Source organism: Pseudomonas sp. MF08875 (assembly GCF_059862525.1).
This window is the reverse complement of sequence record NZ_JCBCUW010000061.1, coordinates 1-21,066: the sequence shown is the minus strand read 5'-3', so window position 1 is coordinate 21,066 and position 21,066 is coordinate 1. Positions and strand designations below refer to the sequence as shown.

General features: G+C 55.7%; 15 protein-coding genes and 2 pseudogenes. 2 read left to right on the top strand and 15 right to left on the bottom strand.

What is annotated here, in order from left to right; all coding sequences use genetic code 11:
• The gene (gene cysN, locus AC19YT_RS25120; RefSeq protein ID WP_048402957.1) at positions 1-1,914 is read left to right on the top strand and encodes a sulfate adenylyltransferase subunit CysN; all 1,914 of its coding nucleotides are present in this window, start codon (positions 1-3) and stop codon (positions 1,912-1,914) included.
• Here cysN and AC19YT_RS25115 read toward each other — a convergent pair.
• From AC19YT_RS25115 to AC19YT_RS25070, 10 genes are all read right to left on the bottom strand, one after another.
• Positions 1,885-3,396, bottom strand: a complete 1,512-nt coding sequence (locus AC19YT_RS25115) for a mannose-1-phosphate guanylyltransferase/mannose-6-phosphate isomerase (RefSeq protein ID WP_048402958.1) — start codon at positions 3,394-3,396, stop codon at positions 1,885-1,887. The two genes, cysN and AC19YT_RS25115, sit on opposite strands and share 30 nt — an antisense overlap.
• 292 nt (positions 3,397-3,688) lie before the next feature.
• The gene (locus AC19YT_RS25110; protein WP_048402960.1) at positions 3,689-4,690 is read right to left on the bottom strand and encodes a glycosyltransferase family 2 protein; all 1,002 of its coding nucleotides are present in this window, start codon (positions 4,688-4,690) and stop codon (positions 3,689-3,691) included.
• A 95-nt stretch (positions 4,691-4,785) separates the two neighbouring features.
• Positions 4,786-6,918 carry a hypothetical protein gene (locus AC19YT_RS25105; RefSeq protein ID WP_241485767.1) on the bottom strand — a complete coding sequence of 711 codons (2,133 nt, stop codon included), beginning with the start codon at positions 6,916-6,918 and terminating at the stop codon, positions 4,786-4,788.
• Between the two features lie 21 nt (positions 6,919-6,939).
• Positions 6,940-7,851 (bottom strand): GDP-mannose 4,6-dehydratase, encoded by a 912-nt coding sequence (locus tag AC19YT_RS25100; RefSeq protein WP_420865104.1) that lies wholly within the window; start codon positions 7,849-7,851, stop codon positions 6,940-6,942.
• Complete coding sequence (gene gmd, locus AC19YT_RS25095) at positions 7,835-8,869, bottom strand: GDP-mannose 4,6-dehydratase (RefSeq protein ID WP_048402963.1); 1,035 nt, start codon at positions 8,867-8,869, stop codon at positions 7,835-7,837. Before gmd ends, AC19YT_RS25100 begins: the two co-directional genes overlap by 17 nt.
• A gap of 144 nt (positions 8,870-9,013) precedes the next feature.
• Positions 9,014-10,552: a glycosyltransferase family 4 protein gene (locus AC19YT_RS25090; RefSeq protein ID WP_048402964.1), complete on the bottom strand. Its 1,539-nt coding sequence runs from the start codon at positions 10,550-10,552 to the stop codon at positions 9,014-9,016.
• The gene (locus AC19YT_RS25085; protein ID WP_048402966.1) at positions 10,553-13,207 is read right to left on the bottom strand and encodes a glycosyltransferase; all 2,655 of its coding nucleotides are present in this window, start codon (positions 13,205-13,207) and stop codon (positions 10,553-10,555) included.
• On the bottom strand, positions 13,200-14,585 hold the full coding sequence (locus AC19YT_RS25080; protein WP_048402967.1) for an ABC transporter ATP-binding protein: 1,386 nt from the start codon (positions 14,583-14,585) through the stop codon (positions 13,200-13,202). Before AC19YT_RS25080 ends, AC19YT_RS25085 begins: the two co-directional genes overlap by 8 nt.
• The gene (locus tag AC19YT_RS25075; RefSeq protein ID WP_048402968.1) at positions 14,575-15,393 is read right to left on the bottom strand and encodes an ABC transporter permease; all 819 of its coding nucleotides are present in this window, start codon (positions 15,391-15,393) and stop codon (positions 14,575-14,577) included. Before AC19YT_RS25075 ends, AC19YT_RS25080 begins: the two co-directional genes overlap by 11 nt.
• Before the next feature lie 415 nt (positions 15,394-15,808).
• The gene (locus tag AC19YT_RS25070) at positions 15,809-16,831 is read right to left on the bottom strand and encodes a glycosyltransferase family 2 protein (protein ID WP_082149469.1); all 1,023 of its coding nucleotides are present in this window, start codon (positions 16,829-16,831) and stop codon (positions 15,809-15,811) included.
• Between the two features lie 752 nt (positions 16,832-17,583).
• On the opposite strand from AC19YT_RS25070, the gene AC19YT_RS25065 reads away from it, so the two are divergent.
• Entirely contained in the window at positions 17,584-17,814 is a 231-nt protein-coding gene (locus tag AC19YT_RS25065) for a hypothetical protein (protein ID WP_048402971.1), read from the top strand.
• A gap of 105 nt (positions 17,815-17,919) precedes the next feature.
• On the opposite strand, the gene AC19YT_RS25060 is transcribed toward AC19YT_RS25065, so the two are convergent.
• The 5 genes and pseudogenes from AC19YT_RS25060 to AC19YT_RS25040 all read right to left on the bottom strand — a co-directional run.
• Positions 17,920-19,242, bottom strand: coding sequence for a hypothetical protein (locus AC19YT_RS25060; RefSeq protein ID WP_048402972.1), 1,323 nt, complete (start codon positions 19,240-19,242; stop codon positions 17,920-17,922).
• 51 nt (positions 19,243-19,293) lie between these two features.
• Positions 19,294-19,848 (bottom strand): annotated as a pseudogene (locus AC19YT_RS25055) (type VI secretion IcmF C-terminal domain-containing protein); the annotation flags it as partial.
• On the bottom strand, positions 19,826-20,272 hold the full coding sequence (locus AC19YT_RS25050; protein ID WP_048402976.1) for a type VI secretion system ImpA family N-terminal domain-containing protein: 447 nt from the start codon (positions 20,270-20,272) through the stop codon (positions 19,826-19,828). The pseudogene AC19YT_RS25055 and the gene AC19YT_RS25050, both read right to left, overlap by 23 nt.
• Positions 20,260-20,922, bottom strand: coding sequence for a type VI secretion system-associated protein VasI (gene vasI / locus AC19YT_RS25045; protein ID WP_241485768.1), 663 nt, complete (start codon positions 20,920-20,922; stop codon positions 20,260-20,262). The genes AC19YT_RS25050 and vasI overlap by 13 nt, the downstream gene beginning before the upstream one ends.
• Positions 20,923-20,949: 27 nt before the next feature.
• A pseudogene (locus AC19YT_RS25040) lies at positions 20,950-21,066 on the bottom strand (IS30 family transposase); the annotation flags it as partial.

The window sequence follows — 21,066 nt, the reverse complement described above, 5'->3', positions numbered from 1 at the left end:
ATGGCCACTATCAAATCTCGCCTTCGCAAGCCTCAAGCCGAGCCACACACATTGAGCCTGCCTGAGTTCTTCGAGCAGCAGCGCCATCAAGACCTGTTGCGTTTCATTACCTGCGGCAGCGTGGATGACGGCAAGAGCACCCTGATTGGCCGCCTGCTGTGGGAGTCCAGGCAAGTTTTCGATGATCAGTTGCACGACCTCCAGGCCGCCTCCAAACGCCATGGCACGCAAGGCAACGATCTGGACTTCGCACTGCTCGTCGATGGGCTGAGTGCCGAGCGTGAACAAGGCATTACCATCGATGTGGCCTATCGTTTTTTCTCGACACCCCGGCGCAAGTTTATCGTTGCCGATACCCCCGGACATGAGCAGTACACCCGCAACATGGTCACGGGCGCCTCAACCGCCGATGTTGCGGTGTTGTTGATTGATGCACAGCAGGGGGTGCTCACCCAAACTCGACGACATGCCTACCTGGCGTCGCTACTCGGTATCCGCCATATCATTTTGGCCATTAACAAAATGGACCTGGTCACCTATGACCGACAGGTCTTCGACACCCTCCTGGCAACCTTCCAAACGGTGGCCGAACCGCTGGCGTTTCAAACCCTGACAGCCATCCCCTTATCGGCGCTCAAAGGCGACAACATCACCACCCGCTCAGCCAATACGCCCTGGTACACGGGCCCAACCCTGATCAGCTACCTTGAAAGCATTGATGTCCAGCGCTCCAGCAGCAAAAAAGTGGTGTTTCCGGTGCAATGGGTCAACCGCCCCAATGCCGACTTTCGAGGCTTCAGCGGCACGCTTGCATCCGGTGAATTAGCACTGGGTGACGAAGTACGCATTACCGCCTCCGGCCAAACCGCGAAAGTCGCGCAACTTGTAACTGCGGATGGCGACCACTCCAAAGCCACCTCTGGAGACGCCGTGACGCTGGTACTGGACCAGGAAGTGGATGTCTCGCGGGGAGATGTGATCGCGCGGGTAGATCAGCCCCTGGAGATGACTGATCAATTCGAAGCCACGCTTGTCTGGATGGTCGACGAAGCAGGGCTGATAAGCAGGACGTATGACCTGAAGCTCGCCAACCAATGGGCGGCTGCCAGCATCACCACCTTGAAGTACCGTGTGAATGTGAACACCCAGGCACACGAAGCGTGCCGGCAACTCAAGCTCAACGACATTGTCGTGGCCAACCTGGCCCTCAGTAAACCGTTGGTATTTGCACCTTATGGAGAATCGCAAACACTCGGCGGTTTCATCCTGGTCGACCCTTTTACCAAGGCCACAGTGGCCGCCGGCATGATTCGCCACAACCTGCGCCGGGCGCAAAACGTGCACCGTCAGGCACTGAGCATTACCCGCTCAGACCGCGAGCGACTCAATGGCCACACAGGAAAAGTCATCTGGTTTACCGGCCTTTCGGGCTCAGGTAAGTCAGCCCTTGCCAATGCGCTGGAAAAAGAACTCCACGCCCAAGGCAAACGCACCTACATACTGGATGGCGACAACGTTCGCCAGGGCCTGAACAAGGACTTGGGTTTTACCGATGCTGATCGGGTAGAGAACATCCGCCGAGTGGCCGAAGTCGCCAAACTGATGATGGACGCCGGCCTGGTCGTGATGACAGCCTTCATCAGCCCTTTCAGAGCCGAACGCGAGATGGCCCGGCAATTGATCGGAAAGGACCATTTTATTGAGGTGTTTGTGGACACCCCCCTGGAAGTCTGTGAGCGACGAGACCCCAAAGGGTTGTACAGAAAAGCAAGAAGCGGTCAGCTGCCGAACATGACGGGCATAAATAGCCCCTATGAAGCGCCCGAGCAGCCCACCCTAAAACTGGACACGTCGGACCGTGACATAGAAACCACGGTCCAACACTTACTGAAGTTTCTGCTCAATAGCCAGTGACGCCGACCCAGCGGGCTCCAATCTATCAGCCATGCGCCCGTAAATATCCTCAAGGCGGGTAATGTCATCCTCACCCAGGTAGCTGCCGGACTGGACCTCGATGATTTCCAGCTCGACTTTGCCAGGGTTGTGCAGACGATGGCGCTCGCCCAAAGGAATGTAAGTGCTCTGGTTTTCAGTCAGCAGGTACACCCGATCACCGCAGGTGATCTCGGCGGTGCCTTTCACAACTGTCCAGTGTTCGGCGCGATGATGGTGCAACTGCAGGCTCAGGCTTGCACCGGGCTTTACGCCGATACGCTTGACCTGAAAGCGCTCGCCCTGATCCAGGCTGTCATACCAGCCCCAAGGCCTAGCCACTCGACGATGCAACAGGGCCTGGGCAACCTCCCGATCCGCCAGTTGGCTGACCACACCCTTGATGTCCTCGCAACGATTCATGGGCATTACCAGTACGGCATCATCGGTATCGACAATACATACATCCTTGAGGCCCAAAGCCACCACCGGCCGGCGGCCCGCCGCATGAACGTAGGTGTTCTGACAGTCAAACAGGTGAGCGTCGCCCTGACTGCTGTTGCCGCTATCGTCGGCAGTATTCAAATCAGCTACCGCGTTCCAACTGCCCACATCACTCCAGGCGCCATTGAACAAAACGGTGCAAATAGGTCGGTGATACTCCATGACAGCATAATCAATGCTTTGCGAACGGCAGGCGTCGAAAGACGGCCCATCCAGTGCTATCGACTGCACGCTTTTGTGACCCGCGCGCGTGGTGACGGGGGCAGCTGCTTTCTCAAGCGAGCGTTTGCACGCTGCGAGAATGTCGGGAGCATGCAGCTCAAGCGCTCGGCGCCATTCGGAGGCCAGCCCCAGAAAAATTCCCGCGTTCCAGTACACATTTCCCTTGAGCAGCAATTCCGCAGCTTGGGCACCGGAAGGCTTTTCAATGAAGCGCTGCACGAGAAGTGCTCCGGAATCCTCCCAAGCGTCGCCTGCCTCAATATAGCCATACCCGCTGCTCGGGAAGGTTGGCACTACCCCAAAGGTCACCAGCGCCCCGCTCAGCGCAGCCGCCTCGGCCTGGCGCACGCGCTCGACAAACGCCGCAGCATCGGGAATGTAATGGTCTGCCGGGCAAAACAGCAAAAGGGCGTCGTCGTCTGCATGTAGAGCAGCCACGGCAACTGCAGCAGCGGTATTGCGGCCCGTCGGCTCTAACAACACCTTGCCATTCATCTGACATTGCTCGAAGGCATCTATAACCAGAAAACGATGGTCGATCGATGCCACACACCACGGGTCCGGGTTTAATTCGCGCACTCGCTCCAGCGTAAGCGCCAGCAAGCTGCGCCCGCCCAATAGCGGCATGAATTGCTTGGGATAACTCTGCCGACTCAGAGGCCACAGCCGTGTTCCCGCCCCTCCGCACAAAATGACGGGTTGAATTGCGGTGCTAACGTTTGATCCGAGCGATGACATTGGCAAAAAATCCATTATTTAAAGTACATTGACTCTGTGCAAATACTGCCTGACTGCGTCGCAGCAGTCAGAATGACTCCGAGTCGCCCAGTGCATGAATTCAACAGCGTACCGTTCATGGGGTGTCGCTTCAGGCGAAACTCAAAATCAATCGCACTGTCCTCAGTGCGGCACTGTACTGACCGAGCATATAACTTCGAACACCCGGTGAATATCAGATTCCGGATGACCTGCCTTTTCAGCCCCCCCATGCGCTTGACACGGGGCGGCGTCGGCAGATCGGCACGTCAGCTCACGCACGTGATCCAGTATTGTTGACGCCTGGCCGCCGGATACTCCGGTGAAGGGGACGAACGGGAACCGAGGCCACATCGTAGCTGACAAATCCGAGCAGGAATTGTATGCCCGCAATAATCGGCAACGCTGACATCATGACCGTCCCGGCAGGTGTGGGCAGGCCCATCTGGGCAGACTCCACCCAATGGTATCCGCCGTACAGAAGGCCGAAACCCAGGAAGAGCAGGCCAAGTGGCAACTCCAGTGAGGCGACCGACATGTCTCGCAGATAGTAACTGTAAAAAATTCGCTTGCTGAAGTTACGCACGTGCTTGGCGAGGAACTCGCCGATAATCTTGGAAATTTTCAGGTTACTGACTTCGTCGACATACTTGGCATTCATCGGTACATCCACGACTACCGCACGGATTGTATTCAACCGAAACAGCATGTCCGTTTCGAAAAAGTAGCGATTGCTTATTTTTTTGAAAGGCAAGTGCCGAGCCACTGTCACATGAATAGCGGTATAACCGTTGGTGGGATCAAACAGATCCCAGTAGCCTGAAGACAGCTTGGTCATGAACGACAACATGGCGTTACCGAACAGACGCATACGTGGCATTGCCCGAATTTCTTCCAGATCGAAGAAACGGTTGCCCTTCGTGTAATCGGCCTCACCCGCAAGGATCGGCGTGATGAAGTCGGGAATCAGGCTCGGGTCCATCTGGCCGTCACCATCCACCTTCACGATCACTTCCATATCGTCGTCAATGGCGGCTCGATAGCCAGACATCACGGCACCACCAACGCCCTGATTCTCGGAATGTCGCAGAACAATCACTCGTTCATCGGAGCAATTGGCCTCGATGAAATCCCCCGAACCGTCCGGGCAGCAATCGTCGACTGCATAGATACGTACCACTTCAGGGCCGATTCCGCCGATCACACCCAGAATATGGTTTTTGACTTTATAACAAGGAATCACCACTGCTACTTTGGGTGGAGAACTATTCGTCATGTTAATTATTTATCCGTTTGCAAATACGAGACTGACCATTAGCCAAGCGTGGGGTGGAAAACGCGCTCCCGGGAGCGCATCACCACCCGTGCACATCAGTGAGTGACTTCATACATTTCAACGCCCCACAACTCCGCCATCCGCGGAAAGTGCTGCTGAATGTAGGGGGCAAGGGCGGCGCGCACGTTTGGCTTCGTACATCCATCCAGCACGATGTGGCTGACTTTGTTTTCCGCTAGATAACGTTCGAATTGTGCGGTGTCGAGCAGTTGGGTTTCCCGGCTCGCCCAACTGTAGTTGTGCCATGTCGTGTAGATGGTTCGACCATTGAAATAGGCGCCATAGGGGCAACCCAGCAGCAATACAGTCGGCGTCGTGCGCAGCGAAGCGTTGAGTATATTGCCCATGTACTGATGGGCATTGAGCATTTCCTCGGCGTAATTTGCCGATGGCACACCACGGTAAGGACTCGGCGATACCATGTTCATTGCCGGAACATGCATCATCCCGTTAACAAAGCGACTCGCCGGCAGGCCGAACAGATTCGCCGCAAACAGGCAACCCAGGATAATCACCCACAGGGCGCTTTGTGGCCGCCTGACAACAATGTGCATGTAATAGGCAATGCTCGTCGCCAGCAGGGCAAAACCCGGCAAGAAGTAACGCAAGTACTGTATCTGCACCCCCACCGCCACCAGGTAGATCACCCCGACACCGAATGGAACCAGCGCCAAAAGGTTGCGCCGGCACACCGCAACCACACTCCCGGCGCACGCCAACAAGAACACGATCATCAGCCCCATGGAGCCGTCACTGGACTCCTCGTAGCGGGACGACTCGAAGGTCATTTTCCACGGCAAGTCCCACGAGAGATGACCAGCCCAGCGACGGTCCAGGAAATTGACAGGGTCCCAGTAAGGTGACTTGAACACCCCGTTAAAGAACGGAAACAGTGGGTTTCCGGTCTTCAGCCACGCCACCACGTAAAAAAACAAGGCCAGCACCAGGGCTGCCAAAAGAATCATCGACAAACGAAGTCGATCCGTGGTTTTGCCGATCTCACGCCAATTGACTACCAGTACCGCCAGGATCACCGGGGCCAGCAACAACCCGAATGTCTTGGTCGCACTGGCGCCCGCCGCGCAAAGTGCCGCCAACAACGCCAACTCGATGGATCGATGACGCAGTGAAGACGTTAACAGGACCGCAGATGCGAGGATGAACCCACACAGGGTCACCTCGATGAAAAGCCCCGACACCTCACGCACGAACATCGGCACAAAGGCCAACACCGCCGCTATGGCGACGCCGGTCGGGCGCAAACGGAAACCGCCGCCGGTAGCGACAAGGGCCAGCATTGCGAGAAATTGCAGTACAAGCTCAACCTTGACTGCCTCGACGTTTCCGGCAATAAACATTGCGCTGAAATTAAGTTGAGGCGCGAGAGGCATGACCGCGAACACGTATTCACGGAAGTCGTAACCCCACATGCCCTTGGTCTGCATTTCACGTGCGATGCGCATGTGCATCGTCATCGCATCCCCGTCAAACCCAGGGTGCACTGACGCAACAATTAACAGCATGACCGACAAGAGCAAGAAGAACCGCGGAACCTTCCAGCCTCCTACGGCCCTCAGTTCCCTTGGACGAGAAACGAGGAGCTCGCGCAGCACTCGCACGACCTCGCCACGTCCGATCGGCGAAAGCAGCAACAGCGCACCCAACAGGGCGCCTTCCATAAAACGTGTATTAATTGGGAAAAAACTGAGCACCGCGAGGATAAGCAAAAACATCGCCTTGCCCACCCAAAACGCCAGCGCCAATCGCGCAACGTCCGACCGGGCAAGCTGCGCACGGGCCTTAAGCCCGATAAGCTGATACCCCAACGCCGCTGCAACGAAGCTCGCGGTCAACGCCCACACGGTTGCGACCGGGCCTGCCATCAGAACGAACGCAGCAAGCACCGCAACCACGCCATTGATTGGATGAGGCCGGAAGGTGGCCACTAGCGCAACCAGCGTGAGCACTACAACGATGGTCGCAGCATTGCGTACCTCGTAGATATTGCTCCAAAGCACCGTCAGAGCGCTTGCCGGCTTGCCGGTGAGGAACAACGCCAGAGCCGCGCACATCAAGCAGGCCAGCAGCACTTGCAGGCCCAACGGAAAAATTCCCTTTGCGCGCCACCAGGGAGCCTCGACATTCAGCGCATTTGGGGTAGTGCTCACGAGCTTACATTTCCTTTGTATTCAGGGGACATTACGAAACATCCACGTCAAAGTATCCATCAACGGTATTGGCTGATAATCGTCGACCAGCCCTCTCAACTTGCTTACGTCGCCCTGAAGCCGTCTGACCTCATTGGCGCGGACAAAGGCAGGATTTACCCGGACCTCGATGTCGTGGCCGGAAATCTCCCCCATCAGGGCGAGGACTTCCTTCAAGGACACCACCCGACCCGACCCCACATTGACTACTTGCCCTGCAGGGGCGACATCGAGCAGTTTTACGTAAGCCTGAGCAACCACCCGGACATCCGAAAAGTCACGCTCCACGTCCAAATTACCCAACTCGATCAGCGCCTCTCGACGCTGAAAATGAGAAACGATTTTCGGGATCAGAAAATGCGGGGCCTGCCCTACTCCGGTGTAATTGAAAGGGCGCGTGACGACGATTGGCAAACGATCCATCCACAACCTGGCCACATACTCCATGGCCAACTTGCTGACCGCGTAGTCGTTTGCGGGATCGAGGATAACGGTCTCATCGATCAACTCCACGGGGGCATTGCCATAAACATTGGCACTGCTGGCCAGTAGCACTGCGCGCGGTTTACGAGCCAGCCCTGCGAGGGCTTCGAGCAGGTTCCTCGTGCCAACAACGTTGGCACGGTAGATGGCATCGGCCTCACCATGCGCAACAAAGGAAATGGCTGCCAAGTGGACAACCACCTCAGGCTCAACTTCCTCAACCACACGCCGGAGTGCCGAAAGGTCGCAGATATCTACCCCAAACCACCCCGCAGCCACATCATCGGGCCCACTATGGCGGGTTCCGAACACCTGGTAGCCGGAGCGACGCAATTCATCGGCCACATAGTGACCGGTGAACCCATCCAAACCGGTAACCAGGGCCCGCGGTTTATCAGAAAGAGAAGCCATTGGCATTTCTCTTCAAGTCCGCATCGACCATCATGGTGCACAGTTCTTCCAGCGTGGTGACAGGCGACCAGCCCAGTTCATCCATCGCTTTCTGCGGGTCGCCGATCAGCAACTCCACTTCGGTCGGACGATAGAACTTCGGATTAACGCGCACCAGCGTCCTGCCCGTTGCAATGTCAACGCCGATCTCATTTTCAGCCTGGTTGCGGAACTCGATATCAATACCGACAGCCTTGAACGCCAAGCTGACGAATGTTCTTACCGTCTCGGTACGATTAGTGGCCAAAATGTAGCTGTCCGGGCGCTCCGCCTGCAACATCCGCCACATCCCCTCAACGTACTCCGCCGCAAAGCCCCAGTCTCGGCGAGCATCCATATTGCCCAACTCCAGGACGTCCGCCTTGCCGAGGCTGATTTTCGCTACGGTGTCAGTGATCTTTCTTGTGACGAACTCACGACCACGCAAAGGTGACTCGTGGTTGAACAGAATTCCGCTGCTACCAAAGATGTCATAGCTTTCACGGTAATTGATCGTCATCCAGTGGGCATACAATTTCGCCACACCGTACGGGCTACGCGGGTAGAACGGCGTGTCCTCCCGCTGTGGAATCGCCTGTACCTTGCCGAACATTTCGGAGGTGGAGGCCTGATAAAACCTGGCCTTGGGATTCACGATACGGATGGCTTCAAGCAGATTCACCGCACCAAGGCCGGTGATTTCAGCCGTCGTGATGGGCTGATCGAAGGAAACGCCCACGAAGCTCTGCGCGGCGAGGTTGTAAACCTCATCAGCCTCTGTGGTTTGCATCAGGCGAATGCTGGACGACAGATCAGTCAGATCGTACTCAACCAAATTCAGGCAAGGGTGGCCGGCAACGCCCAGCTCCTTGATTCGCCAGAAATTGACCGAGCTCGATCGTCGGTAAGTCCCATAGACGATATAGTTCTTCTCGAGAAGAAGTTTTGCCAGATAAGCCCCATCCTGGCCTGTAATACCGGTAATAATTGCGCGTTTCATCATCTACCTTGATAAAGTAAAACTAACAGGGTGCAGCCGCATCAACTTCTGCGACTATCACCACTCTTAAATAAAACGGGCGCCCGTCAGATAACGACATCTGATTGATAACAGATCGGCGCGCCACGTGGCCAGCCAATAACCCTAATAGGCAATCCCGCGGAATGCTTCCTTGACCCTTGCCTGGAAATTGGCGCGTGCGAAACGCCCGATGGACGCTTGCGCTCGCTGACCTATTTGCGCCAGGCTTTCAGGCGAAGCGTTAACCAGAACACGCATTTGCGTTGCAAGCATTTCGTAAGTCGAATAGCGGAACCCCAGGTCCTCGCTTGCAACGATTTCCTGCTGGCCCGCTGCATCGAATACTACCGGAACACAGGCGCAAGCCATAGCCTCGCAGGTAGTCATGCCAAAGTGCTCGAAGCGCTCGGGAAATTGTTCGACACGCTCCCCCCAACCCGCGCCATGCCAATAGATCGACGCCTTGCGATAATAAGTAAGCAGGTCGGAAAAAGGCAGGTCCGGAAGGATATCAATCGGGTGGCCCGAGCACAGCTCCGTCAAACGGTCAAAGTAATCAAGGTGCATTTGGTGCTCACGATGTCGGGAGCCCACAAATACCAGGCGCCAACCGTCGGGGATGACTCCCTCTTGCCGCAGGCGAATGAATGCACTCGCGATCTCGTGATGCTTCTTGTTATGCCCCCCGGCAAAAAAACGCCCGACGGTCAGAATGATTTTTTCTTTTGAGGGCGAACCGTCGAAACCGAAGAGGTTCGTGTCGATCGGCGGCTGCAATTCGGTGGATGGCAATTGCCAACGCCGTTCAATCCATTCCGAGGTGAAGTTCGATATGGATATGACCCGGTCATAGGCTCGCAGTGAATCACGTGAACTGTGCCTTTTGAGCGGCGCCTCAGTCCCCCATTTGAGCGAGCGCGTGTCGATACACGCGCCCAACTGCCGTGAGTCCGATGAAAGGCCTAGTTCGCTCATCACCACAGGTTTGCAGAAAATGGAAAGCAAACTGCTATGGCGCTGGCCATTTGACTTGCATGCCACGTGCAGGACATTTCCTTCCATGTGCCAGGGAAGCGCCTCGCCATCCACTCGAACCGTCTCGATACCGTTGTAGGCCTCGGGCCAAAGAGGGATCTTGAAGGTGTGGGAATGCGCACCAGACACCATCAGAACAGCCTCGGCGCTCACCCAGGCACGCCCATCGGGCTCGACCTCATAGACACCGGCCATGGGAGTAATCACACCACCGCGTCGACGGCCGACGCGAAGCAAATCTCGTTTGTTGCCACGCACCAGTTCCCGCACCCATTGCAATGCCCGCCCACGCATTGACGACAAGGCATCGACACGATGCGGAAAGTAGCAAATCAATGCCGACTTCTTGGAGCGCGGCATCAACGATGACGAATAGGTGCTGTTAACAAACAAATCGTAATGCGAAGAACGCGGCGACAATCGCTCGCATGGCTCGTTCGGCCACTCGCGCATGGTGCACCGAGAAAGATCCAGATGAAGCCTTGACTCCAGGCGGCTCCAGTCCACTGGTTCAATCGATATCAACTCCACCTCGTGATCTCTGGACAATATCTCAGCGACCGAGCCAGTATAGTTTTCGCCACCACCACACGTGTTCCAATATCGATTGTAAATACCGATTTTCATTCAGCGATCCTTTCGCATAAGTGTACGAAGACGCATCCCCAAAATAGCGGGAATCATCAACGTCGCTTTTAGAAGTGCCTTGAGCTCGATTTGCTGGGGCGTCATCTCATTCAACGATTTTCCCCGCCACGACAATAAGCCGGCACGTCTATTACCTCGTACTGCCCGCGCAAGAACGCGGATAAACCGAGCAGTTTGCACCGCCAAGTGAGACGGCCCTGCGTTTTTGAAAGCGTTAAGCCAGTAATTTCGCGTCACATGGTAACGAAAACTCGGCGACCACTCGCCACTGCTTCCAGCATGAATATGTCGAACCACGGATTGGGGCTCAAACAGAATCTTCCAACCCGCCTTGCGAATACGCCAGGAAAGGTCGGCATCTTCGTAATACATGAAGAAGCGCTCGTCGAACCCGCCATGCTCGACAAAAAGCATTCGAGACATCAGCACGCTGCAACCGCAAAAAGCGTCCAGTTCCCTGGGCTGATCAAATTGCCCAGCGTCGGACTGATTGATCCCGATATCCGCAGCATTCCCCCGACCATCAAGGGCGCTACCGGCATTATTGACGACCCATTTGGCGTTGTTGGACACATCACCGGGAACATCGAACTGGAACTCTGCGAATCCTTCCCGCACAAGACAAGTGCCGAGCAACTGCCCGTCGCACTCTACTTCAAGAGGGACGCCCTCAGGGCGTCCGACCGTAGTTGCTACAATACGCAGCGTCAGCGGCCCACCCAGTTGCGCCTCGCCAACAGGCAGCATCAGCTCGGCCATCTCGCCGGTCCAACGCACGATCCTGCCCTCAGACCAACGTTCCTCATGGTAGAAACCCTGACCGACAATAGGCTTTGTGTAGCTGACGCCAACAAATGCGGTTTCCGACAGATCGATCGCCACTCCAAGCATCCGCCCATCACCACCGCCTGGCGATTGAGTCGGCGCACGAAGCCTGACCTGCAGGAACCGTTTGAAATACACAATTTTGGGAGAAACTGCCCCCACCCTTTCCCCGGCGGCGGTGCGTTGGGTCCAGGTGCCCACAAGACCTTCAAGCCACGTGTCAGAAACCACCGTATCGTTGTTGATCAACGCCAGCAACGGAGAGGTGGCCGCACTCACTCCCAGATTGTTGCCGCCTGCAAACCCGAGATTGACTTCGCTACGCAAAACCTTGACCGACGGGAACTCCTCGCGGAGAAACTCCACGGAGCCATCATTCGACGCATTGTCGACCACAATGATTTCAGCGGGAATATAGGTCTGGCGCAGGAGGCTTGCGATCAGCTCACGCAGGAATGCTTTACCGTTGTAATTGACCGTTACCACGCTGACATTGGGCGAAAGCCGCTTCAGCATTTCGGTACGACGTGCTTCGACGTAGTTGAAATGATCCTGCCGTGCCGACCAAACCTGATCCTTGTCCCTGAGGATCATGTCACGCTCATGTGAAATTCGCTGGATCTCGGCAACATGCTCTGCGGCTATCTGCACGAGTCGCTCGGACCATACCTGGTCCTTCTCCGACAGCATTAAATCGCGCTCGTACGCCAATCGTTGAATATCCGCGACATGATCAATTGCGATCTGTTCGACACGCTCCACCAAGGTCTCATCCTTGGCGGCCAGCTTCGACTCGCACTCATCCGCGATTCGCTGAATCTGCGCGGCATGATCAGCTGTCTCCTGCTCGAACCGAGCATTCCAGAGACGGTCCTTCTCCTGCAACTGTTCGTCACATTCGACGACACGCTGCTCCAACCGAATGGCCAACCCCCTGCTGTCGCGCCACAACGACGTCAGCCGATCGACAATACTCTCGCTCAACGGCCCCAAGGCTCTGAGCATCACGTCGGTATCGACGACTGAGACGATTGAGTAGATTTCGAGGGCGTTCAAGCTTATGCGCCCCCTCTCGGCCCACGTCGCAATGTCCAGCGCCACCACGGTGGCGGACGAAAGCTGCGTGTCGTCGATGTTACGCGAGCAACTCAGGCCGACGTAGAGCAGATCCCCCACGACACAAATGCCTCGCGTATATCCATCCAGGACGGCCGTGCGCAACAGCGCGCCGTCCGGTGAATACTCACGGACTTCCTTGCACTCGGAGTTGGCGAGCAAAAGGTTCTCACCGTGAGGAACAAGGCTGTGGGGCTGTGACAACCCCTCAATATACTTTTGTCCCGAAAACAGGTCCTGAACAAACCCGGCACCCTGGGTGTTGCCTTTGTAGCCCCGGGTCGTTTCGGCCATACCGAAAGCGGAAAAGACGATTGATTCCTTCCAACGGGCCAAACAGTTCAGATGCCAAGAGTCTGGTTGTTGCGAAAACGCCCAACGCCCCATCTCGGTGCCCGCCTCATTGAAGCAAACCACTTCGTTTCCGGTGGTACCAACGACGTAGCACAGCTCACCGTCAAGCAGCACGTCGTGCACATCATCGAACAACGTCACGTCACCGGTGCGCGACCAATTGAGCTTGCCTGTCAGCGCCAATCCGGTGGACTGCAGACCACGCAGGACGGAATCTCCGCTCACATCTACGCCGGTGCAAGACAAAGAGTCCAGGCGGCTCGCCTTACCCCCATGAACCAGGAAGAGTCCACCGTCGTTCGGGCATGAAACCAGCAATCCATCAAACAAACTATGCATTCATTTCCACCGAACATTCAAAGCCAAAATCGATCAATTCCGTGGCTCGATTGTCGACGACAGGCAGTACTCGGAACGCGAGAATATCCGCCTTCCGATGCAGCACCACTTCCTCCTTCGATTCATCGCAACCGAACACACCGGCATTCAGGAAAAAAACACCGGTATTCAAAAGACATTTAAATGAGAACTTGACCAGGAAGCGGGTGCCCGGCTCAACCACCAGAATCGCTTCAGAAGGGCTCGAGGCTGACAGCCCGCCTCCCAACGGCATTCCGCTGGACGACCGGATCGACATCCCAAAACGGACATTGGTAACAATGCGATCAAAGCTCACGTCATAATGGAAATAGTAAGTGCGCCCTCGCACCAGCCCATTTACCTGGACGCCATCATGAGTAAAGATTCGGGTATCGCCGATCAACGCCCCACGGGGCTCGAATATGATCGTACTTTGCGGTACGAAATCAGGATCAAAAGACTCTTGATCTACGTCGGTGCGCTCACTGACAGATGCGCTACCCGTCACGACCAGCGCATCGCCCTCAGGCTCGGCACCACTCGGCTCATAGCAACTGGCACGCATGGCCTCACGCACTTCCTCCCGCGTAGCCGCTGGCGCGTAAAGGAGTTTCTGGTAGCCGCCAACAATTCGCTTCGGTTCGCCGACCGTCAGCAACTCTCCAGAATCGAGCAGAATAGCGCGATCACATAAACCCACTACCGTTGCCGCCGAGTGAGAAACGAAGAGAATCGTCGCCCCCGAGTTTCGTATGCTCTCTATCCTTGAGAAACATTTGCGCTGGAACAACTCGTCACCAACAGAGAGCGCCTCGTCAACGATAAGAATGTCCGGATCAACGTTAATAGCCACCGCAAACGCCAACCGCACAACCATCCCGCTTGAGTAGCTTCTGACCGGTTGTTCGATGAACGCTCCGATCTCGGCAAAAGCCGCGATGTCGTCAAAGCGCCGATCGGTTTCCTCTCTGCTGAGGCCCAATATTGCCGCGTTCAAATAGACGTTCTCACGCCCGGTAAACTCCGGATTGAAGCCCGCCCCCAACTCCAGCAACGCAGCCACTCGACCCTGAGTTTGAATACTGCCGTCAGTGGGATTGAGCGTGCCGCAGATCATTTGCAGCAGAGTCGACTTGCCACTGCCATTGCGGCCGACTATTCCGACCGTCTCTCCTTTTCTCACCTCGAAACTCACGCCTCTCAGCGCCCAGAACTCACGGTAGTACTGGCGCGAACGTGCGCCTAGCACACGCTGAACGTGAGGGAGAACAAACTGCTTGAGGCGATCACGAGGCTGATCGTAGATGTGATAGCACTTGCTCAGGCTTTCAACCTTGATGGCAACTTCAGAGGACATCAGCAAACCCCTTGCGTGTCTTCTGGAACCAGGCAAAACCCAACCAGGCAACAAGGCATGTAGCCGCCCAGAAAATCGCCAACAGGGCAAAGTCTGGCGACGTTCCAAAGTAAAGTACCGCCCTGGCCTGCTCAATGACGGTAGTGAGCGGATTCAGATAGAGCAGGTAACGGTACGATTCCGGCAGCGCAGTAGCCGGATAAAAAATCGGACTTAAAAACATTAGCGACATCGTGACCACGCCAATGAGCTGCGAGACATCCCGCAGGTACACACCAAGCGATGCCAGCGCCCAGCTCACGCCCATAATCAACAACGCAAGCGGCAGCAGGATGAGGGGCAGATAAAACACCGTCAGATGAGGCAGCCCAATCAAAATCACATAGGCCAGCAACCACACCACCAAGCTGACACCCATATGAAACAGCGCCGATAACAACGTGACGAAGGGCAGTATTTCGAGCGGAAACACCACCTTCTTGACGTAGTTCACATTGGAGAGAATGAGTCCCGGAGCACGATTTATGCATTCGGCAAACAAGTTGAAGATCATCAACCCGGCAAACAACACCAGCGCAAATTCAGCTTTTGAGTCGCTGGCGCTACTCCACCGAGCCTTGAACACCATGCTAAATACAAAGGTGTACACAAGCAGCATGAACACCGGATTGAAGAACGACCATAGCAATCCCAGGGCCGACCCACGGTAGCGCCCAAGCACCTCTCTTTTGGTTGAGGCCCAGATCAGCTGTCGGTAGCACCATAAGTTAGCCAGCATCGCCCTGGGGCTAGCAAAATGCACTTGCATCAGGCGATGATCTCCCCAAGCGTCGAGAGCAAATTGCCTCCCCCCATCGGGGTGAAATAAAGGGTGAACCCTGTTTGATCGCCTAAAAAGATGCTGTCTTTGCGTTTCATGCTGTCCCTTAACCTAATACGCTTGTGTCATTCATGGCTGAGGCGGCCCCTGCGGAGCACGCCGTAATGCTTACCAGCAGTAAAGAGAGAGCTGTTGGGCGCAATGATGACCTTCAACTGCAAATAGAAATACGTTGCAGCGACTACGCCGCTGCTCAATTTTAGGAGTAAGGTTTTAGCCAATGACCATTCTGGCAGAACGCTCACAACGAGTTTCGCTGCCGTGCCCATACAGAGCGCTTCCGCTGGATAACCGGGCAGGAGATGGTTTTGCGTAAAGACATCCCACGCATAACCTTCATTATTCAGATTTTTCCGAACACTGCTGCCGCAATCAGCCCGATATTTCCGAGCAGCGTTTGACGGTAAACACCTGCACGCTTTAGATAAATCAGACGCGGGATCAAACTCATGTTTCGGGCAGCGACAAAGCGCTGGAGGATTTCCCGATTTTCGGGGGTCAGCCTATGCTCCAACGTGTTCAATACGGCAATATTGCTATCACCCCACTCCTTGAAACGCCCCTCAAACAGCATGCGAACGCGCTTGAAGCGAGCCATCCAGCCAGAGTTCGTACCCACCAAATTGCAACTGTGCTGACGGTAGCGCAGAGTAGGCTCAGGGTCGTAAAACACTTGACCACCGCAGCCAGTCACCAACATGTACGCCCACCAGTCATGAGTCACGACGGATTTGTTTTCTCCAGCCTCACGCAGGAGCTGTCTCGCCGAGTTATTGAACACCATGGTGTTGCCACCACCGATGTTTTGCATCAACGCATTCGCAAAACCGGGAAATTTGGAAAACAGTGGCGAGAAACCGATTTCATTGTTGTCGGCATCAACCAGTCGAGTGCGCGTGCAATACAAGCCTGGCACGCCTGCTGGCAAGGTCTGCAGCCACTGCACCGCACGAGCCAGCTTATCCGCCTCCCAGATATCATCCTGATCAGAATAGGCGTAGAAATCTGCCTCGATCAGGTCTTTACATGTCAACGAGACAAAATTGGCGGCAAAACCCTGCGCTTGACCGGAAAGCATGAACAAACGGCCTTCAGCCCACTTCTGCTGGTGAGCCTCAAGAATCGCCAGCGTGTCATCTTTTGAACCATCGTCGGAGGCCCAAACACTCCAATTTGTGTGAGACTGGGCCTCGAAAGAAGCCAATTGCTCAGCTAAATAGCGCTGTCCTTGATAGGTGCACAATAAAATAGCAACTTTGGGCAGTGCATTGCGCACACCAGCCCTGAAATCCACCCGGAAAACAGACTGACCACCCGAAGGGTTTGAGTTGCAGGTCAATTGATCTGCCTGATTAAGCTGAAGCATCCATCTACCTGCCTTAACCGCTAAATTTCAAACCAACAAAGCACGATGCACCTTCCATGGCATACGAATCACTAAGACTGGCAACCCACCAAAACTTCACATTTGCACACCGAACATCAACAGCTGTGGAAGCTTACCTATACGCATTGTGTCCGGCAACACTGTTTGTCACCAACTGACAGAGCAATTTTTGGGCCAAAGGGGCAACCGAACCAGCTCCGGCGCCTTCTACCAGGAAGCAGGCGCCGGGGATTGCCCCCGGATCACCTCGGCCCGCTGGTGCATTTGCCAGGCGCAGCAGGATCAGTCGCCAGCCAGGACTGGGCGGAGCCACCCATCACTTAAGGCCGCGCTCTGAAACACCTCTTTGCATTTGGGCACGATGCCGACCGAACTTAAGCGACGGACGGGAGCTTTTCGCACGCCCCAAAAGAGCAAAGTAGCTACAGCAAGGGGGGAGAAGTTCTTGGCGGGTGTTTGGAACGCCCGAGGCACGCAATTATGTACTCACCCTTTTATGCTGCCCCCCCTCCGACTGAGGCGTAGCACACCATGCCAGCCTCGCGTGTCAGTCACGTCTGAGACGCTTGTGCGGTGTCGCCGACAGCCCGTTCTGAAAATGCGATGCCAGGCGAAAAAGCACAGGCCGGCTGCAGGCAAATGCGCTATTTAGTCACCAGTACCGGTGCGTTCGGCCGAGACCTGCCCGGCGAACGCCTGTCCCACTGACCCACCCGAGGAGGAGCCCCGTGATGTCGACCACGATTCAGTCATCCGCCAAACCCGTGTCCCGCAGCAGTGCGCAGGGCGTGCTGCGCCTGACCCGCGATGAGGTTCAGGTGCTGCAGTACTACCGCGACCTGTCAGACACCGACCGCGTGGCCACCCGCTGTCTGCTGCAAGCGTTGCAACGCCCTCGGCCAGAGCAGGCCTGTCAGGCCAAACGTACCAAGTCGGCCACCTCCACCGAAGCGCAGGCGTAGTCATCACTTACAACGCCGCTCAGAGGGACTGCTACAGAAGCTGCACCAGCTGTCCGGTTTACCAGCCGAACAATAGCCAAGGGAGGATCAACAAGGCCTGGGCATTTACGTACTAAAAGAACCGGCAATTTCCTTGACCGCGAACCTCACACCATGGCCGGCACGGATCAGCTCCGCGAACCGCAGCATCACTGAGGAGCTGGCGTCGTGAGCTAACGCTTTAGTCATCAATTCCCGGGTAGGTTCGCCAAGCTCTGCTTCGACACTTGGTGAACATGCGTGTCCAGTGAGCCAGGTAACAAGAGAAGAAACCATATGTCCTGAGGTATTTTCGTCAACGCCCAAGATTTCCCCCAATACCATTCCCAGTGTACCGGCAGGATGTTGTTCAGGACGACTCCACGCCTTGAGCTCAATCGACTCTCGCTGAACCTTCTCCAAGTTCCGCCGAATCTTTCCTGGAATGGTCGCAGCTGCTTTGGGACGGTTGTAGTATTCACGATTGGCTAAACTTGCGGCGTCTCTGACGACCTTCCAGGCCACCGACCAAAGTTGTGAAACGCTGTAGGTTTCCAATGCCGAGCGCATCGTACTTTTAATCTCTTCCAGCTCTGCTGCCGACAGGTCATGGTGATAGAGTTCGCACTGGCTTCCCAAATAGCGCATGACATCAGCAACTGAGTAATCAAGCCACAGGTTGAAAATCCCATCAGCATCGGTGTACACCCTATCCACCAGGCTTCGAATGATCTCGTCCGCACTCCTTGATGCGACATCTGGAGCCAAACGATAAACCACCTGGTCCCTCACCCTCCAAATCTCATCGCCCTCCCAGTAGTAGGTCCCGGGCCTTGCTTTACCGGGATCATCAAAAACCAGTCCAGCCTCACGCAATTGCTGCACAAAGTCGCCAACATACCGAGGTGCCAATCCACGGCAGTCGCCTACTGTAAAGCCGCCATTGGTCAATCTCGGCGTAATGGCCCTGTCTAACGCCAATAGAAGGAGCACCTGGTTGTCCGGTATCTCTGAATAGTCCACCGTTCGGGTTGACTGCTTGCGGGTGTATTCGGCCAACTGCCGTTCAAGCTCTGCCGATTTCGCCTTTGCAGCTTTAAGCACAATCGCGTCTTGGTCTTCCTGGCACACAGTACAAAGTTTGGTTGGTCGCTGAGGGACCTTTTTGGCCTCGGAGCGATTTTTGATTTCGATCAGTTCTGCGCACTTCAGACAAACTTGATGTTCATCGAACGCATTGCAGCGCTGCCGAATAAAGCTAGTCAGTGTGACGCCTTGAGCCATTTCAATAATGCCGGCTAAAGCACTGACTTTTTCGAGGTATTGCCCTGATTCATCGACTGCCCAGTAACGCTCAATTAACTCAATTTCTTTGGGGTTTTCAGTCAACAGTTGTAGCTTGATTGCCATGTAAAAGGTCCTGTTTCACTTTTGATTACTGCGTATCCAGCACTGGCTGATTTATTCACGCTCATCGCTAAACGCTGTTGCGGCGACACCCTCAACTTTGTTCATGCTTTTTTTTGATCGACGCTCCTCCAGCAACGTCCTCGGCAACACGAACCCGTCGAAACTTCGCTGGGTTATCGGGTTGTTGGCCTTCTCCGCGCCAATCCGATAACGCATCAACCCGTCGGCAATGGAAAAGGTCAGGTCCACACTGGTGTCGGTGCGGCCATTGAGGTGCCCGCGGCTAAGCAGCCGGAACAGCGACCACGGCCCGCGATAGCTCAAGCTGGCGGTATTACCGGTGCTATGCACTAGCGTGAGCTGGCTGCCATTGGAATTGCCCAGGCTGTTGGGCCACACCAGCCCGCTGCGTTGTGGCGCGCCGTGCTGGTAGGGGATCAGTTGGCCGTCAACGCTGAGCATGCTGCTCAGGCGGGTTGCACTGAGAGCCAGGGGTTCGATGGTGAGTTGCACGGCCAGGTGGCCGCGGTGGTTGAAGAAGGTGTCGCGGATGCGCTCGACCTTTTTCAACTGCTCCAGCACGTCATTGCGTACCAGGTAGCCACCGAGGCTGTCGGAGTAACACCTGCACAAGCTCGCCCAGCAGACGTTGTACCTGCTTGCGTTTGTTCAGGTACCCAGTCGGGCCAGGCTTGGGGTAGGCACTGTCCCAATACAGCTCAACCATGCCGGCTATCAGGCCGAGGGCATCGGCCCAGCGCGCCCATTGCCGGGTGCGCAACCACACCACTTGCAGGTGGCCGATGATGCGCCAGTGCTTGCATTGGGTGGCCAGATATTCGCGGGAGGCTTCGTCGATATACGGCCAGTCGATGTTGCCTTCATGCAGGCCGCCGAGCTTGACCATTTCCTGGTCGATAGCCTGGTAGGTTTCATCCTCCACGTCGAAAAGCCCAGCGGGCTGTTCGTGGTCGATGGGCGTCAGTAGCAGCTTGGCGGTGTCGGCTGGAACATCGATCACCAGCGACATACTTGGCGCTCCTGCTCGATCAGCTCGCCCAATCCTTCAGCGTCGAACACCAGGCCGTGCAGCCGAGAGTAGTCACTCTCCAGTCGCAAGCGTTGGCCGCCACCCATGTTGCGTAACAGGGAAATAGCCTGCAACCCACGTCCGGCGTCGACCACCAGCCCAGCATCGTCCAGCACCTGCCACTGATAGCCCTCGGACACCGGACGCTCATCCTTGAACAGTTGGATCCTAATCTTGTTGGGTTTGGCCGGTTCATCCAGTACCAGCTGCAGGCGGGAAATTTTCGATTCGCAGCTGATGGCCAGGTACGGCCGAGGCGGCAACGTGCCCAAGGCTGGAGCAGAGATCACCAGCCGTTGTTGCTGTTCATTGTCCGGTTCTGGAAACGACGACAACAAAAAACGCTGATCCTCGGCTGGGCGCTTGGCTTCGTTGCGCTGCACCAGATCGACAATCGGCAGTACTCGACCAAGGGCGCGCGCCACCGCTGGTGGATGATGGACGGGTGTTCCGGCGGCCAGATCAAAACACTCCAGGCGCTTCAAGGGTGAGACGATGGCAGGGCAATCTTGTGTCGCCGCCTGCACGTTCATTACGGCCACAACCGTCAAGCAGAGCCCCCCTTTCAATCCTCGCCATCCTTTGCGCATCAACGCCTCCTGAAATGCCTCCTGAATTCAACACATAAGTGCAACGCTCACCCCTGTATGCACTTCGTACGGCGTCTTCCAGCCCAAGCGCTTGCGCGGGCGTAGATTGATCCTCGCTACTGTCCGATTGACGGCTTCGACGGT